We start from the raw sequence: 16,644 nt of genomic DNA on the forward strand, positions 1-16,644 counted from the left end.
GGCCAGATCATGAGCAATCCTTGTATCCTCTGCGTGGCGATCACCGGCTCGCTGCCCACCAAGGCCAACAATCCGGCGGTGCCGATCACCGTGTCCGAACAAATCGAGAGCACCCATGAGGCGTTCGAGGCTGGCGCCAGCATCTGCCACGCCCATGTGCGCAATGACGACCAGACCCCCTCCTCCGATCCGGAGAAATTCGCGGCGCTGAAAGAAGGGCTGGAGAAACACTGCCCCGGCATGATCCTGCAGTTCTCCACCGGCGGGCGATCTGGCGCGGGCAAGACGCGGGGCGGCATGCTGCCGTTGCAGCCCGACATGGCCTCCCTGTCGGTGGGGTCGAACAACTTTCCCACCCGCGTCTACGAAAACCCGCCGGATCTAGTCGACTGGCTCGCCTCTGAAATGCGAACGCATCACATCACGCCGGAGGTCGAGGCCTTTGACCTCAGCCATATCCTGCAGGCGATCCGGCTGCACCGGGAGGGCGCGCTTTATGGCAAGCTCTATGTGCAATTCGTGATGGGCGTGAAAAACGCGATGCCCGCCGACAAGGAGGTGTTCGACCTCTATGTCGATCTGGTCAAACGCCGCGCCCCGGAGGCCAATTGGTGCGCCGCAGGCATTGGAGCGAACCAGTTGGTGGTCAACGAATGGGCCATTGCCGCCGGTGGACACACGCGCACGGGGCTGGAGGACAACGTCCGGCTGGATCGCCAGACGCTTGCGCCCTCCAATGCGGCGCTGATCCGGCGCGCGGCGGAGCTGTGCGACAAATACGAACGCCCCGTCGCCACCTGGCAGCAGGCGCGCGAGATCCTTGACGTGCCCCTGCGCGGCTGATCTCCTTGCCTCATCGCCGCATTCAAGGAGTGTTTGCCCCGTGAACCCGCTGACCTCGACAAACCCCTATTTTGCCGGCCTCTTTGCTGATGAGGCGATCACCGGGCTGTTTTCCGGTGCTGCCACGGCGGAGGCCTTTCTGGGCTTCGAGATGGCGCTGACCCGCGCCGCCGCCGCCGTGGGTCAGATCGAGGATGACCTCGCACGGCGGGCGTTGGCGGCGATGACGGATTTCACCCCCGACACGGCAGCATTGCAGGCGGATCTGATGGTCGATGGCATGGCGGTGCCGGGCTATGTGCGGCAGCTGAAGGCCCATGCGGGAGCCGAGCTTGCCGCTGCGATCCATCCCGGTGCCACCAGTCAGGACTTGATCGACACCGCGCTGGTGCTCGCGATCCGTGCGGCAAACGCGATCTACCTGTCCCGGCTGGACGCGTTGAGCGCCGCACTGGAGGAGCTGGGGCGGACACAAGGTGAGAACCCTCTGATGGCGCGCACCCGGATGCAGGCGGCATTGCCGATCACCGCCGGGCATCGGATCACCACATGGGCCGCGCCTGTGGAGCGCCACCGAGCACGGCTGGAGGCGCTGCGCCCCGAGGTGGAGCTGTTGCAGTTCGGCGGTCCGGTGGGGGATCGCCAGCGCAGCCAGCCGCATGGCGACGCCATCGCCCGTCTCATGGCGACCGAACTGGGGCTGAGCGCGCCTGAGCGCGCCTGGCACACGGAGCGCGACGGGCTGGCGACATACGCCAGCTGGCTTTCAGCCCTGACCGGCAGCCTCGGCAAGATCGGGCAGGATATCTGTCTGATGGCGCAGCAGGGCGTCGATGCGCTGGCGCAGCAGGGCGGTGGCAGCAGCTCTGCTATGGCGCATAAACAGAACCCCGTGACGGCGGAACTGTTGGTGACGCTGGCGCGCTACACCGCCGGCCAACTGCCGTTGATGCATCAGGCCATGGTGCATGAGCAGGAACGCTCCGGCGCCATGTGGACGCTGGAATGGATGGTGCTGCCCGCCATGATGTCCAGCACCGGCGCGGCCCTGCGTCTGGCCACCGAACAGGTCCACGCGATCACCCGCATCGGCGAGGCCCCGTCGCCCGCCTGAGCGCACGTTCGAAATTTTTTTCGAAAAAATTCGAACTCCGCTGCATCCAAATGCGGCCCTGGCGGAGTCTCCTCCCTGACAGCACGCGGATGGTCCGCGTTTTCGTCAAACAGAGAGGAGCTTTTTATGCATTCCCTTAAGACCGCTTTTGTGACCGCATCCATTTTCGCAACCGCGCAGCTGGCGCAGGCTGACGACCACGCCGCACCGATGGCGATCGGGCTGAGCGGCGACAACATGCTGCATATGATCAACGCCGAGACCGCAGGTGTCACCGGCTCCATGCCGGTCAAGGGCGTCGACAAGCTGCTTGGCATCGATCTGCGTCCGGCCACGGGCCAGCTGATCGGCGTCACCTCCACCTTTGACATTGTCGAGATTGACCCGATGACCGGCGAAGCCACGGTGATTTCCACCATGGACAAGGAACTGCCGATCGCCGAGGGCGCGCCGGTAATCGTGGATTTCAACCCCAAGGCCAACAAGCTGCGCTTCATGAGCGGCACCACCAACCACCGCGTGGACATCGAAAGCGGTGCTGTGACCGTGGACGGCTCGCTGGCGTTTGAGGACGCCGACATGCACGCGGGCGAGGCCCCGGCCATCGTCGCGGCGGCCTATATCAACTCCTACGGTCAGCCGGACACCACTGCGATGTACGACATCGACGCAACCATCGTGGCGCTGATTCAGCAGACCTCGCCCAACGACGGCACATTGGCGGCAATCGGCAAACTCGGGATCGACGGCAGCGACAGCTATGCCTTTGATATCGCGACCGACGCAGAGGGCAAGAACACGGCGTGGCTGGCGACCGACGGCATGCTGAACACAGTGTCGCTGGAGACTGGCGAAATCCTTGAAAGCTGGGAGATCAAGGAGGCCGACGCGCCATTGCGCGACATCACCTTCATGACCGCCATGTGATTTTCGGGTTGCACCCCGGAACGTAATTCGTGCTAAGGTTGTGTTAGTACGAGTATCTCCCCGTGATGCAGTTCATCACGGGGAACCGTTTCCCCGGGGGCCGTCGGGTTGATACCTGATGCCCCCCGGCTCACTGATTTCTCAAGACATCATGACGTTGACCGCATCCCCCTGCCCTCATACGGTTCACCAAAGCATGCCGTTCTCCCCCTCTGCGGGGCCAACGCATGAGGCAATGGACGCATTGAATGCGCAGATGGACGAGGACAGGCGATTGAGCGACTTGGCAGACCGGATAGAGGCCTGCGCATTGGGCGACAGGACCGCGCTACGCGCAATCATGGATCAGGAAGGATCACGCCTGCTGGGTATTGCCCTGCGCATGCTACGGCGTCGGGATCTGGCGGAAGACGCCCTGCAGGAGTGTTTTGTCTCCGTCTGGCGCAAAGCCCATCAATTCGATGCCAGCCGGGGCGGCGCGCGCGGCTGGATCACCACCATTCTGCGCAACCAATGCCTGACGATGCTGCGCAAGGAGAGCTGGGAAATCGCTGAAAGTGCCGACATACTGGAGCGACGGCAGGATGAGGAGGTCGTGATGGACGCCTATGGCAGGCTGGACATGAACAGCGACCTGCGCCGCTGCCTCGACCGGCTGGAGCCGCCCAAACGGGTCGCCATCCTGCAGGCCTATGTGCTGGGCTACACCCATGGCGAGATTTCGGGCCGCCTTCAGGCACCGCTCGGATCGGTCAAGGCCTGGGTACGGCGTGGACTGATCGCACTGCGGGAGTGTTTGGCATGAGCGATCATCAATCCCTGATGGATTTGGCGATGGAGGTTGCCCTTGGCCTTGCAGATGAGGCCGAAGCCGCAGAGCTGGAAGCCCGCGCCCTGCAGGATCCGGAGGCCGCCGCCGCCCTGAACCATGCGCGCATGCGGCTTGCCGAACTGGACGACACCGCAACGCCGGAAACGCTGCCCGCAGATATGTGGGACCGGGTGACCCTGCGCTTGGACGAGCGAGGTTCTGCGGTTGGTGTGCTCCCCGGAACAGTGCCGGAATTCGACGCCGAAACCGATACCATCCTGCCTGCAAATGAGCCCCATGCGCCGCGGTCATGGTTCATGGCGGCCTGCACCGGACTGGCGGCCTCGGTCATGTTGGCGCTGGCACTTGGCTGGGTCGTGATGACGCGTCCCGATCCGACCGTGATTGCGGTGCTGATCAATGACACCACTGGCGAGGCCGTGGCGTTGGTTGAAGGCACGGAGGCAAACCTGACTCGCGTTACCCTGCTGGGGCAGACCGCCGTACCGGAGGGACAGGTGATGCAAGTCTGGACCAAACCGGAAGACGACGGCCCGCCTGTCTCGCTTGGCCTGCTTGCCGATAACCGCGGCACCGCGCTTGCGGCTGACGGGCTGCCACCGCCGGGACCGGAGCAGCTCTATGAGATCACGTTTGAACAATCGGGGGGCTCTCCTACCGGATTGCCCACCGGGCCAATCCACGGCAAGGGGTTTGCGAAAGAGCCGCTCTGACAGTCAAACCACATATTCAACATGAAAAGGGGCGCCGTATATGGCGCCCCTTTTCATGCATCTACTGCATCCCCCCTGTCAGAAGCGAATGCTATACGTTGCCTCAGGCTGCCGCTTTGATCGGCTTGTCAGCCTTGGACGTTTTGTCCTGCTTGGCAGACTTGTCCTCGATCAGCACCTTGTGCAGGGCGCTGATCACCGGCTTCAGATCCTCACGCTCAACGATGAACTGTACGTCCACGTTGCGCGGCCCCTGCGAGGCCCCAAGGCTGGCCAGCCCCACATCGGCAATCGCCTGCAGACCACGTGTCAGCACAGACAGCCCCTTGAGGTCGCGTCCGATGGCCGAGGCCATGGACAAAAGCCGCGCCGAAATCTCGGCGTTGGGATAAATCCGTGCCAGATCCTTTTCCACCCGCTTCAGTACGGTCAGCGAGGTGTCGAGGTAGTGGGTGATCGTATTGGCGTTCGAGGTCTTGGAGACGATGCGCACATCGTGACGCGTCAGAACCTCAAGGATCGAGGCATCATATCCCTTCACCCCGACCATATCCTGTTCGAACACTTCCAGCGCGATGATATCAAGGCCGGTTATCATCTCCACCGCCGGGCTTTCTGCCGGCTTGTCGTCGATCAGCGTGCCGGGATCTTCCGGCTCGAACGCATTGGTGACGCGCAGCGGCACGTCCGCCTGACGCAGGGTCTTGGCCGCCTTGGGGTGGATCGCCTCCATCCCCATGTTCGACATCTGGTCCGCCACGTCATAGTTGGTGTGACCCAGCTTTTTCGCCACGCCTGCGCCCACCAGTTTCGGGTCGGCGGAGGAGAGGTGGAATTCCTTGTGGATGATCGCCTCACTGGCGCCGGTGAGGGCTGCCAGACAGGAGAAGGTCACTTCGGAATAGCCGCGATCAAACTCCCGCATCAGCCCTTCGACGCATTGCGCGTAGCCGGTGACGATGGGCATCTCGGTGGCGGGGTCAACATCTTCGAGCGCCTTGGAAATACGTTCCTCCAGCGTCACATCGCCCTCGTCACGCCAGCCAGACAGATCCACGAAGCGCGCATTGACGCCGCCACGCTGCAGCAGGAGCGCGGTAACGAATGCGGAATGCGCCTCGCCCAGCCCCGACAGCAGTTCGCGGATCTGCAGCATGTGTTCAGCCAGGCGGAAGTGGCCATAGCTGCACAGGCGCTGCAGGTCGATCAGGCAGTTGCGCGCGCCCTCGATGCGTTCGGCGACAAAGGCATCTGCCTGCGTCACGTCACCGGCGTTTTCGAGCACCGCCTCATGGGCCTTGCGCATCTCGTCGCCCACACGGCTGAGCGCTTCATGCCAGCCATGGTCGGACTCTGCGTCGGCAAACCGGGCATAGACGCCCGGCTCACCAGTTTTCTTGTGTTCGAGCAGGAGGTTGGTAATGCCCCCAAACGCGGAGACCACAAAGACGCGGCCATAAAGGCCAGCCGCGCCGCGGCCACCGGTAAACAGTGTATCCACCAGCTCGTTCACGCGGGACATCGAAGTCCCGCCGATTTTTTCAACGGTATGTGTCATGCGTCACCTGTGTCTCAGGCCAGCTCCTCCGCAGGAGCATAAGAGCCGTCTTCGCGATGGACTTCAGTGCCGGTCACCGGCGGGTTGAAGCAGCACGCCATGTGCAGTTCTTCTTCGGCCCGCAGGATGTGTTTGTCATGCAGGTTCAGCGCATACATGACGCCGGGCTTGATCTCATGGGTCTCGCCGGTGGCGATATCCGTGATCGAGCCTTTGCCCTTCATGCAGTAGACACTCTCGAAGTGGTGCTTGTAGTGGAACTGATGCTCCGATCCCGCTTCCAGCACGGTGATGTGGAAGGAGAACCCCATCCCGTCATCGGCCAGCAACATGCGGGTGGAGGTCCAGCGCGCATCCGCAACAGTACGGTCGGAGGTCTTCAGTTCGTTGAAATCGCGTACGATCATGGGTCTTAGTCTCCGGTCTTCGAGTTATTGCGCGGCAATTTTGGATTTTGCGAACACTTCGCGGGCGGCAGTGCTGAGAATGGCGAAGCCTTCACAGAACAGCTGCTCGGAGGTGGTGAGCGGCGCGAGGATCTTCACGACCTCGTCGTTGGGACCGGAGGTTTCCACCACCAGGCCCAGCTCGTAGGCGCGGGCACAGATGTCACCGGCCAGCTCGCCAGAGCCCACATCAACACCCTGCATCAGGCCACGGCCCTTGAGGTAGGCGCCGGGGATGTGGCTGGCCACTTCCTGCAGCGCGCTGGTGACCAGTTCGGTCTTGCGGGCCAGTTCGGTGGTGAAGGCATCATCAGCCCAGAACTTCTCGATCGCCACACGGGCGGTCACGAAAGCATGGGTGTTGCCGCGGAAGGTGCCGTTGTGCTCGGCGGGGCCAAACACGTCATGCTCCGGGCGCACCAGAACCAGCGCCATCGGCAGACCAAAGCCGGAGATCGACTTTGCCATGGTGATGATGTCGGGCTTCACGCCCATCTCCTCGAAGGAGAAGAATGTGCCGGTACGGCCACAGCCAGCCTGAATGTCGTCAATGATCAGCAGCGCGCCATGGGCATGGGCGATGGTTTCAAGCTTTTTTACGAACTCAGCGGAGGCGGCGTTGAGGCCACCCTCGCCCTGCACGACTTCCAGCATGATCGCCGCCGGGGCGTCGATACCGCCGGACGGATCGGAGAGCATTTTGTCCAGCAGCGCGGCACTGTCGAGACCATCAACATAGGCGTCGAAGGGCACGCGGGTCACGCCGGATTTGTCCATGCCGGCACCACCACGGTGGTAGCCGTTACCTGTCGCCGCCAGCGCACCCATGGTCACACCATGGAAGCCGTTGGTGAAGGAAATCACATTGGTGCGGCCAGTGACCTTGCGGGCGATCTTCATCGCCGCTTCAACGGCGTTGGCGCCGGTCGGGCCGGTGAACATCAGCTTGTGATCCATGCCACGCGGCTTCAGGATCAGATCGCTGAAGCTGTGCAGGAAGGCTTCCTTGGCTTCGGTGTGGAAGTCGAGGCCGTGGGTAATGCCGTCCTTGAGGATATGCTCGACCAGAGCGTCCTTCATGTCCGGGTCATTGTGGCCGTAGTTCAGCGAAGAACAGCCCGCGAGGAAGTCGATGTAGCGGGTGCCATCCTCGGTGAACAGCTCGGATCCGCGTGCAGTGTCGAAGGACGCGGTGAAGGAACGGCAGTAGGAGCGCGCATTGCTTTCGCGGCTCACATAGATAGACGAATTGGTTGCCATGTCTTTGGGCATGGGGGAATCCTTTTCGGATAAGATAAATTCTGGATGAGGAGAGAGGAGTTAGGCCGCGCGCTTCAGGACCTTGGCATCACTTTCAAGCGTGATGGACACCATGTGTTCGGTGTCATGCGCGCCATCGAAATGGGCCTCTTTCTCAAAATGCGGCTCGTCTGTCAGTTCGCCGCCGATGTCTCGGGCAAAGCTGCGGAAGAGGCCCCAGGAGGCCGCATTGTCCTTGGTGATGGTTGTTTTCAGCACGGAAGCGTCAGAAATGCCGTCACGCGCGATCAGCGCCTTCAGCATCTTCTTACCCAGTCCCATGCCGCGCGCGGCTTCACCCACCGCGACCTGCCAGACGAAGAACGCATCATCGCCCGGGATCAAATGGCCGGAAATCCAGCCGACAATTTCGCCGTCCAGCTCCGCCACCACGCAGGTGTCGCGGAAATGATCCGCTTGGATCAGGTTGGCATACATGGAGTTGCGGTCGAGAGGCTCACAGGCCTTGACCAGCTCCCAAATCTCGGCCCCGTCCGTCGCATTTGGCTTGCGCAGGCGGGGCTGGCAAGTTCGGGGGCTTTCGGTCTCAGTCTGCAGGATGTCTTTGGGCATCGCTTACCATCTCCATTATCGTTCGCCTTTCTAAATATAGTGAAGCGGTAAAAACTTCAAGAACCTCAGCAATTTTATTCCCCCGGCGTGTTTATCACTGTTTTCACAGGGAAAAACTCCTTAGCAAGACAAATGAAGGCCGAAAAATACTGCTTTAACCTGAGAAAATGTTGCGACGATACTTAGCGTATTGAAGGAAATCGCCATCCATGACATTTTAGAGCGTTATGAATGACAGGCCCCGCGACCGAACAGATGAAAGCCTGATCGCGCTCAGACGTATTCTGCGCGCGACCGAGCTGTATTCCCGCAATCTGGCGCAGGCCTCCGGCCTAACGCCGGCTCAGTTGCGCGTGCTGCAGCTGTTGGCGACCAGCGGTGGCAGCGCCACGCCGAAGGAGCTGGCCCAGACGATGGGGGTCGCGCAGGCCACTGTGACAACATTGGTCGACAAGATCGTCTCTCGCGGCATGGCGACCCGGATGCGGTCTGACGCGGATCGCCGGCAGACCAATGTGGTGCTGCAACCGTCTGGACGCGAGGCGGTCAAAGCGGCGCCCGACGCCCTGCAGCAAAGATATGTGCGCGCCTTCGAGCAGCTCAAGGATTGGGAACAGGCGCAGCTTCTGGCCTCGCTCGAGCGGGTTGCCGCAATGCTGAACGCAGACGACATGGATGCCGCCCCCGTGCTGACCACCGGCGACCTCAAGATTGGTGATCGCCTCACCTGAGCCTGCCAGACCCCGCCAGTCTACGCGCTGAACTGGAATCGCAGTCGCCACTGCGCATCCCGTCGCAGGTGCGTCTAGTCGAGACTGGCGGCGTTAGGGCTATGTGTTGCGCAGCTGAACGATGCGGACCAAATCCATCACAGCCGACCGTCGGACAATCGCAGATCAAGCTCTGTAAAGTAGCGCAGCCAGACCGCAACATCACTGCGCAAACCTGCGCGTTTCTGCGCGAGGGCGGCGCGGGTCTGAGCAGCCTCGGTGTCCTCGGTCAGAGCCCTGAGCGCATGGGCCATTTCGCCCGCATCCTGCGGTGAGACCAGCAACGCGGTTTCGCTGTCCACATAGTCCGCGACCCCCGCTGATCGCGTGACCGCCAGTGGCACCCCCAGCAACTGCGCCCCAACCAGTGTCACATGTCCATTGGGCGTGCGATCCGTGCGCAATGGGATCGCCATGCCACAGGACTTCTGCGCGATCGCCCAGGTCACAGGCCCCGGCAGATTGGTGAAGACCTTCACATTCTCTGGAAAGCAGATCCCTTCGATGCTGTCCGGACGGGCCACGATCGCCAGCTGCAGATCCTGCGCCGCCCGCATCGCCTCTGCCAAAACGTGATAGTCACGCCCCTCCCCACCGATCGCACTGAGATATGCGCCCTCAAAGGGTGGCGGGTGATGGGACGCGACCTCGGGGGCCTGCATGGCCCAAGGCAGGAAAGTAAACCGCGAGGGGGGCAGATCGAAGAGATCCGCATAAAGACCAACCTCATGTCGCGAGAAGACCACGAACTCTGCCACATCCTGAAAGTAGCGTTGCGACAGAGCCAGGCGACGCCCCTCTGGCAAATGCGTGTAGTTAAAGGCAAACGCGACATGTGGCCGCCCGGGCGCAATCAGCCGGGCCAGACCCGCGGTGGCCAACGTGACATTCGGCAGATGCGACACCAGAACCGCATCGGAGCGCCGACGTGCGGACCACACCGCAGACGTGCATGCCCGGTAGCGCGCCACTGCAGGACGGGTAACCAGCCGCTCCAGACGGTTTTGCGGCCGCCCATACCGCATATCCCAACTCAGCTCGGGCGCAGTAGAGACGGGTTCCAGAAACCGCCAGTCCCGATCCACCAGATCGGAAATATTGATGTAATGCATGCCCTGCCCCACTCGCCCCCAAGGCCTGCACAGGCCGCCGCGCGGCAAAGAGTGCCAGAGCCCGGTGTCGCTGACAATGGGCGCGCAAGTGGTCAAAATGCGATTCGTTGGCTTAGCTCTCCCCGACCCAAAGGTTAGATTGGCGTCAAGATCGTGAACAATCGCATCGCTGAACGAGGATTATCACCAACATATCATAAGAATTTGATGTAAATTCACTTTAAGATTAAGAGAATTTTGACTCTAATGATCGTCGGCGGGACACTGCTGACATCAAACAAACAGCTTCGCAGCTGCTGCGGAACGGGGGTGGGGACTCCTGTCGCATCGCGACCAGTGGTGGCTGGAGGCTTAATTCAGGTTGTGGGGAACCGTGTCAGACATTGCGCAAAGTGCATTTGTGGCAAGCCGTGGCTTGTCGCGCGTTACCATAGTGCCTGACGGCACCGGGGAGGTCTCCCTTTGAGCCGCTTTGCCTTTCATTATGAAAAGCTGGCGGTGGAGCAAGAAGGGCGGAAAGTCTTTGACGATCCGCGCCGCATCCGCATTCGCCGCTTCCGAATGGTCCTTGCCTTTGGGCTGATCTCCTTTGTCAGCTGGGTGTGCCTGCTCTTCAACGGGGCCTTTTCCTGGCAATCTGCGGTTCAGGAGCTGAATGGCTACTGGCGTGGAAACGAGGCGCTGCAAACAGTCCTCAGCAGCCCGCGCACCGACACGCCCGACGCATTGCGTCTTGCCTCAACCCGGCCCTATCTGCCGCCGGAAACAGCCTGCGACGCACCAAGCCAACCTTACTTCGCGGCCATGGCAGATCCGGCATCGCCCGTCATGTTCGGACACCTCCCAAGCGACATAGACGGCGCACACCTGTCCCTTGACGACAGCTGCAACCAGCTCGGCGTGCTGGTGCCGGATTGGCTGCAGATCGAAGCGGATGGAAACGCGCCGACCCTCACAGTGGAGGACGCATCCAACCGCGCGCCGGTCGAGGACTATCGCTCCAGCGCCGCGCACACGCCGGTTCTCATGCCGAGCATTTCTATCGACGCAGGCGAGGACAAAGCTGCCTTCTACGCATCCCTCAGCACAGCGGATGTCGCACAGAGCACCACGCGGCAAATTCTGGACGAGTTGAAGCCGCTCTACGCACATGGCGCCTGTCTGGATTTCCAGGATGTGCAGCAGAGCGATCTGCCAGCGCTTCAGCCGTTCCTGCAAACCCTGAGCAGCAGCTTTCAGGCCAACGGCATGGCGTCCTGCATCATACTGAGCGGCAGCAATGCGGTGTGGCAGGACGCGGAGACCATGGCCCTGTTCGACAAGGTGGTCCTGAAGCTGTTCCTTGACCCTTGGGTCGGGGCCGCCCCCTCGCCGCTTGCGGCAGATCCCTGGTTTTCAGAAACCGCAGGCCTGGCGCTTGAGACGCTTGGCAAAGACAAGCTGGTGGTCGCCCTTGGCAGTTTTGCGGTCGAATGGGTGTCGGGAACCCCGATGCCCAAGACGCTCTCCTACGCCGCCGCGATGGAACAGATTGCAGAGGCCGACGCGGACGTCCGCTTCAGCAGCAAGACCTCCGGCAGCTTTGCCTCCTACCGCGACGAGATCGGCCGCACGCATAAAATCTGGATGCAGGACGCCGCCACCTTGCACAACCAACTGAAGACGCTGGCGGATCTGGGCATTTCCGCGACCGGCATCTGGTCACTGGGGATGGAAGATCCCGGTGTCTGGACGGTTCTGCGGTCCCGAGACAAGACGCCAGATTCGCTGAGTGCGGGGCTGGCTCTGGTGAAGCTGGAAAACCATGTGAGCTACACGGGCGAAGGTGCCCTGCTGCGGCTCGCGCATCGCCAATCGCCCGGCATCCGGCAAGTGCGCATGGATGAGGTCACCGGACGGGTGAGCGCGCAGGAGTATGACATCCTGCCCCGCCCCTACGCGCTGGAGCGCTACGGCAAACCCGAGGGGCGCAAGCTGGTGCTGACGTTCGATGACGGACCTCACCCGGTGTTCTCACAACAGATCCTCGACATCCTGAAGGACACAGATACACCCGCAGCCTTTTTCGTGACCGGCAAGAGCGTGATGGACGCGCCTGACGTGCTCAACCGCATGATCAACGAGGGCCATGAAATTGGTGCGCATACCTTTTCGCACCCGCGCATGGACGAGGTGTCACAGACCCGCGCAACGCTGGAATATGCGATGCTGGACAAGGTGGTCGCCGGTGCAGCAGGCCGCAAACCGATGCTCTATCGCGAACCGTTTCAGCGCAGCAAAGGCCCGATCAGCGCCGACCGTGTTGCCGCGCTCGAAATCGCTTGGGAGCGCGGCTTGCAGGTGATCGGAATGGATATCGTCCCCCACGACTGGTCCGGGTGGAGCGGCCGTGAAATCGCCGACTATGTCGTGAAGCAGGTCGAAGAGGACGCCGGCAACGTGATCCTCTTACACGATGGCGGACTGGATCGCGCCGCCTCGGTCGAGGCAACGGCGCTCCTCATCCGCGAGCTGACCGCAAAGGGCTATGAGTTTACCACGCTGGCGGAGCTGATGGGTGCGACACGCGCAGACCTGATGCCCGTTGCGGAAGGGGGCTACCAGACATTCGACCGGGTGTCCTTTTCGATGGTGGTCTGGGTGCAGTCGGCAATTGTCACCCTGTTCTGGGTGGCGCTGGGGATCGGCGTCATTCGCTCCCTTGCGATCCTGTTGCTGTCGATCCTGAACTGGCGCGGCCGCAGCCCCGTTTCGCTGATCGACCCGAGCGTCGCAGTGGTCATCCCTGCCTACAATGAGGAAAAAGTCATCCGCAAGTGCATCGAGAGTGTGCGCGCCAGTGACTACAAGAACATCGAGATTATCGTTGTGGATGACGGATCCTCTGACAACACGCTTAACGAGGTGTTTTCCTTCAGCCACAAGCAGGACGTGCGCGTGATCTCTCAGCCCAACCAGGGCAAATGGAGCGCATTGAACCGCGCCATGCTGAATGTGTCCTCGGATATCGTCGTTTGCATCGATGCCGACACGCAGATCGAAAAAAGTGCAATCCGCCATCTGGTCAAGCACTTCAACGACGCCAAGATCGGTGCGGTTGCAGGCAAGATCATGGCGGGCAACAAGGTCAACCTTCTGACCCGCTTGCAGGCCTTTGAATACGCCACCTCGCAAAACGTCGAGCGCAAGGCCTTTGACCTCATCAACGGCATTCTCGTGGTGCCCGGTGCGCTTGGGGCCTGGCGCGTCTCCGCCCTGCGCAAGGCCGGGCTGTTCAGCGATGAAACCATGACCGAGGACACCGACCTGACGATCAAGGTCAACCGGGCTGGCTATCGCATCGTCTATGAACCCGACGCGCGGGGTTATACCGAAGTCCCCGAACGCGTAGGTCAGCTTCTGAAGCAACGCCTGCGCTGGTCGTTCGGCATGTTCCAGAGCGCATGGAAGCACAAGAAAGCCCTGTTCGAAGGACGCGCGGTCGGCCTGGTTTCGATCCCCGACATGTTCATCTTCGGCTATCTGTTTCCACTGCTGGCCCCGCTTGCGGATCTGTTTGTGGCGATCATGCTGTACAAGCTGCTGTCCGGCGATTGGAGCGGCGAAAGCACAGGCATGCTCGGCTCGCAACCCGCGCAGTACCTACTGGCCTACCTGACCTTGCCCGTGCTGGAGTTGCTGATCGCAGCCTTTGCGCTGGCGCGCGACAAGGACGAGAGCCTGTGGACCCTCCTGTTGTTCCCGCTTCAACGTATTTTTTACCGTCCGTTGCTCTACTATTCGGTCATCCGGGCCATCCTGCGCGCCATCACTGGACGTCTGTTCAGCTGGGGCACGCAGAAGCGATTGGGACGGGACTACGCCCTGGCAACGAGCGGCTCATGAAACGCAGAACATTCCTGACATCAGCGGTCGCCGCAGGGGCGGCGCTCATTCCGGTGAAATCCTTTGCCTCCGGTTTCATCGGAGCGGTTGCGCCGCAGACCTACCCGGTGATTGCCGGCATTGATGCCAGCACGTCCGCACCGCATCTGATCGCCGTGCTCGATGCGTTCTGGGCCCGCAATATTCCAGTGACCTGCCTGGTTTCACCCTTCGACGATCAGGGACAACCACTGGGCCCACAAAGCCCGCTGGCACGATTACTCTCCGGCTTTCTACTAGGGGGCAGCGGCATCGAGATCGCGCCCTTTCAGCCAGAACTCGCCACGCTGTCGCAGCATTTTCAGGCACGCGCCGCACATGACGCGGTCGCAGCCCTGCAGGGCATGCTGCAACCCGTGGAACGAACACTCGGACTCCCCATCCGAGTTCAGACCCTGGCCTGTCACGATGTGGCAAGCCCGATGTCCCCCATCGCGGTGCGCACGGCCGGGGTCTTCAATATTCTCTGCCTTCCAGAGGAAAGCGCCCCGGTGCGCTCCGAAACCTGGCAGAACGGTGTGGCCCGGCTGTTTGGTGGCAGCCGCGTTGATCTTGCTGCAGATGCCCCACCAGCAGAGGACGGGACGACACCGACCCAAACGGTGGCCTACCTCTCCGCACGGGCCTTTGCAGAACTGCCGCTGGACGACCTGGAGGCCGCAGCCGCGGCCTATGCTGAACGCCTGACCCAACAAGAGCTGGACGGAACGGCGTCGTTGCTGCCCGTGTCCGACCTACAGCTGCGCGACGCCTATCAGTTCAACCGCTTCGTCTGCCTGCATGTCACTGACCCGTTGCGCAGCGCCGGCGCAGATCAGGCCGGTCACGATGCGCTTGTCGATCTGCTGGCCGAGATGGAGCTGCCATTCTCTCGTGGCCCCGATATCGAACCCAGCACTCCGAACGCGGACCTTGGAATGTGGGTGCCCACCGAACCGCCTACGCCCACTGAGGGCGAGGCCTCTTCGCCGCCTGCGCCCCACCCGATCCGCCTGATCGCATCGCAATCGGACGGCACCACATCCATTCGCACCACCCGCCCGCTTGCAGCTGGCATCGCGGTTCGTTTTGCCCCCAGCACTCAGACACGAAGAGGGCTGGACGCCGAGGGCGTCTTGACGCTGCCCCAGCGCACCATCCAGACGCCCGTGACAGCCGACACGCTCGCTGCGGCATTTGCTGGCGTCGATGACATGGTTGTCCTGCTGCGCCCCGAAGATTTTGCCACGCAGGACGCAACGGATGCGCTGAAGCGTCACTTGGAAACCCTGCGCGCTGACGCCATCACCACCTGCGTTTCGATCAATGACCTGGCGCGACGCGTGGTCCCCAAAGGGCCCGTGCCCATGCGCCACAGGCGCGTGGCAGCGGCCCGACCAGAACTTGTGCCCCCTGCTGGCGGACTGTCGGAACGCGCCCGAGACACTCTGCTTGACGATGCCAAGGCGGCGTGGCGCTACCTCGACCAGTTCACGCATCCTGAGACGGGGCTGTGCCCATCCACTGTGGATTTCTCGCCCGGCGGGCGTCTGCACGAGGCGGTCACGATGTGGGACGTGGGCAGCCAGATCAACGGCTTGGTCGCGGCCTCGCAGATTGGCTTGATCAGCTCAAAGGATTTTGCGGCCGCAATCGCCAAGATTCTCCCCAATATCGCAGGCCGCGTCTCACAGGATCGGCGCCTGCCGCAGGGATGGATTCGCACGGATCGCACCCGCTGGGGGAACAAGAACTTTGATGGCAGCGACGCCGGACGCTTGCTTGCGTCCCTCGACAACCTGCGTCGCCACAGCACATTCGGAGATCAGCTGGAGGAGCTGGTTGCGTCCTATGACCTGGATCAGGTGATCCGTGATGGCGAGATCTTCTCCGTCACCGACGGGGCGCTGCACAGCTCCTATATCTCACACAGTGCCCACTATTCGGCTCTGGCGTTTCGGCGTTGGGGGCATCAGGTGCGCTCACCCTATGAGGTGTTTTCGGGGCGCTCCGTCAACGATGGCCAGATGGCGTTGCTCGAAGCGGTGGTGGGCATCGGCCCGATCGGCGCCGAGCCGCTCCTGCTGGAGGGCCTGGAACTGGGCATGAGTGACGAAAGCGCATATCTGGCCGACGTGCTGTTCACCACCCAGCTTGAGGAATATCGCGAGACAGGTCGCATGATCTGCGTCTCCGAAGGTCCGATCGACAGCGCGCCGTGGTTCTTGTACCAAGGGTTGCAGCTCGACGCGCAAAGCCGAACCTGGGCAATGGACACCGTTGGTCGAGAACAGGAATATCGAACGCCTGAATTCCGTGACGAATTCCTCGCGGTCAGCAGTAAGGCGGCCTATTTATGGTCGGCGATGCAGCCCCATGATTATTCTGATAGATTGACGCATTACGTCCGCGACACCGCAAAAACACAAAATGGGTTTGCGTCCAGCATTTTCGTCAAGACGGGCCGCGCCACCAAGAATTACACCGACCTCAATACCAACAGCATCATCCTGCAAGCGATCGCGCATAAATTAAACACCACTGGCTGAGCGGT

General features: G+C 61.7%; 13 protein-coding genes. 8 read left to right on the forward strand and 5 right to left on the reverse strand.

The window, feature by feature from the left end; genetic code table 11:
- The first annotated feature begins 9 nt into the window (after window positions 1-9).
- The 5 genes from CLV89_RS07805 to CLV89_RS07825 all read left to right on the forward strand — a co-directional run bounded on the left by CLV89_RS07805 (window position 10) and on the right by CLV89_RS07825 (window position 4,429).
- Window positions 10-843, forward strand: coding sequence for a 3-oxoadipate:acetyl-CoA acetyltransferase (locus CLV89_RS07805; RefSeq protein ID WP_106163066.1), 834 nt, complete (start codon window positions 10-12; stop codon window positions 841-843).
- A 40-nt stretch (window positions 844-883) separates the two neighbouring features.
- On the forward strand, window positions 884-1,957 hold the full coding sequence (locus CLV89_RS07810; RefSeq protein ID WP_106163067.1) for a 3-carboxy-cis,cis-muconate cycloisomerase: 1,074 nt from the start codon (window positions 884-886) through the stop codon (window positions 1,955-1,957).
- Window positions 1,958-2,083: 126 nt separating this feature from the next.
- Complete coding sequence (locus CLV89_RS07815) at window positions 2,084-2,884, forward strand: DUF4394 domain-containing protein (RefSeq protein ID WP_106163068.1); 801 nt, start codon at window positions 2,084-2,086, stop codon at window positions 2,882-2,884.
- 274 nt (window positions 2,885-3,158) lie between these two features.
- On the forward strand, window positions 3,159-3,689 hold the full coding sequence (locus tag CLV89_RS07820; protein WP_106163130.1) for a sigma-70 family RNA polymerase sigma factor: 531 nt from the start codon (window positions 3,159-3,161) through the stop codon (window positions 3,687-3,689).
- Window positions 3,686-4,429 (forward strand): anti-sigma factor, encoded by a 744-nt coding sequence (locus CLV89_RS07825; protein ID WP_106163069.1) that lies wholly within the window; start codon window positions 3,686-3,688, stop codon window positions 4,427-4,429. The genes CLV89_RS07820 and CLV89_RS07825 overlap by 4 nt, the downstream gene beginning before the upstream one ends.
- A 103-nt stretch (window positions 4,430-4,532) precedes the next feature.
- Here CLV89_RS07825 and CLV89_RS07830 read toward each other — a convergent pair whose 3' ends face one another.
- From CLV89_RS07830 to ectA, 4 genes are read right to left on the reverse strand one after another with little or no spacing between them, the layout of a single operon-like run.
- A complete protein-coding gene (locus CLV89_RS07830) occupies window positions 4,533-5,987 on the reverse strand; it encodes an aspartate kinase (protein ID WP_106163070.1) in 1,455 nt (484 codons plus the stop codon).
- Window positions 5,988-6,001: 14 nt separating this feature from the next.
- Window positions 6,002-6,394 (reverse strand): ectoine synthase, encoded by a 393-nt coding sequence (locus CLV89_RS07835; protein ID WP_106163071.1) that lies wholly within the window; start codon window positions 6,392-6,394, stop codon window positions 6,002-6,004.
- Between the two features lie 24 nt (window positions 6,395-6,418).
- Entirely contained in the window at window positions 6,419-7,705 is a 1,287-nt protein-coding gene (gene ectB, locus CLV89_RS07840) for a diaminobutyrate--2-oxoglutarate transaminase (RefSeq protein WP_106163072.1), read from the reverse strand.
- Window positions 7,706-7,753: 48 nt separating this feature from the next.
- Window positions 7,754-8,305, reverse strand: coding sequence for a diaminobutyrate acetyltransferase (gene ectA, locus CLV89_RS07845; RefSeq protein WP_106163073.1), 552 nt, complete (start codon window positions 8,303-8,305; stop codon window positions 7,754-7,756).
- A 227-nt stretch (window positions 8,306-8,532) separates the two neighbouring features.
- Here ectA and CLV89_RS07850 point away from each other — a divergent pair, with 227 nt between their 5' ends.
- The gene (locus CLV89_RS07850) at window positions 8,533-9,036 is read left to right on the forward strand and encodes a MarR family winged helix-turn-helix transcriptional regulator (protein ID WP_106163074.1); all 504 of its coding nucleotides are present in this window, start codon (window positions 8,533-8,535) and stop codon (window positions 9,034-9,036) included.
- A gap of 137 nt (window positions 9,037-9,173) precedes the next feature.
- Here the strand turns inward: CLV89_RS07850 and CLV89_RS07855 are convergent, their stop codons facing one another.
- Window positions 9,174-10,187 carry a glycosyltransferase gene (locus CLV89_RS07855; RefSeq protein ID WP_106163075.1) on the reverse strand — a complete coding sequence of 338 codons (1,014 nt, stop codon included), beginning with the start codon at window positions 10,185-10,187 and terminating at the stop codon, window positions 9,174-9,176.
- Between the two features lie 462 nt (window positions 10,188-10,649).
- Between CLV89_RS07855 and CLV89_RS07860 the strand changes: the two genes are divergently transcribed.
- On the forward strand, window positions 10,650-14,072 hold the full coding sequence (locus CLV89_RS07860) for a trifunctional glycoside hydrolase family 18/polysaccharide deacetylase/glycosyltransferase family 2 protein (protein ID WP_106163076.1): 3,423 nt from the start codon (window positions 10,650-10,652) through the stop codon (window positions 14,070-14,072).
- On the forward strand, window positions 14,069-16,639 hold the full coding sequence (locus CLV89_RS07865) for a DUF3131 domain-containing protein (RefSeq protein ID WP_106163077.1): 2,571 nt from the start codon (window positions 14,069-14,071) through the stop codon (window positions 16,637-16,639). Before CLV89_RS07860 ends, CLV89_RS07865 begins: the two co-directional genes overlap by 4 nt.
- The last annotated feature ends 5 nt before the right edge of the window (window positions 16,640-16,644 follow it).

The sequence above is a fragment of the Tritonibacter scottomollicae genome (assembly GCF_003003215.1).
Taxonomy (GTDB): Bacteria; Pseudomonadota; Alphaproteobacteria; order Rhodobacterales; family Rhodobacteraceae; genus Epibacterium; species Epibacterium scottomollicae.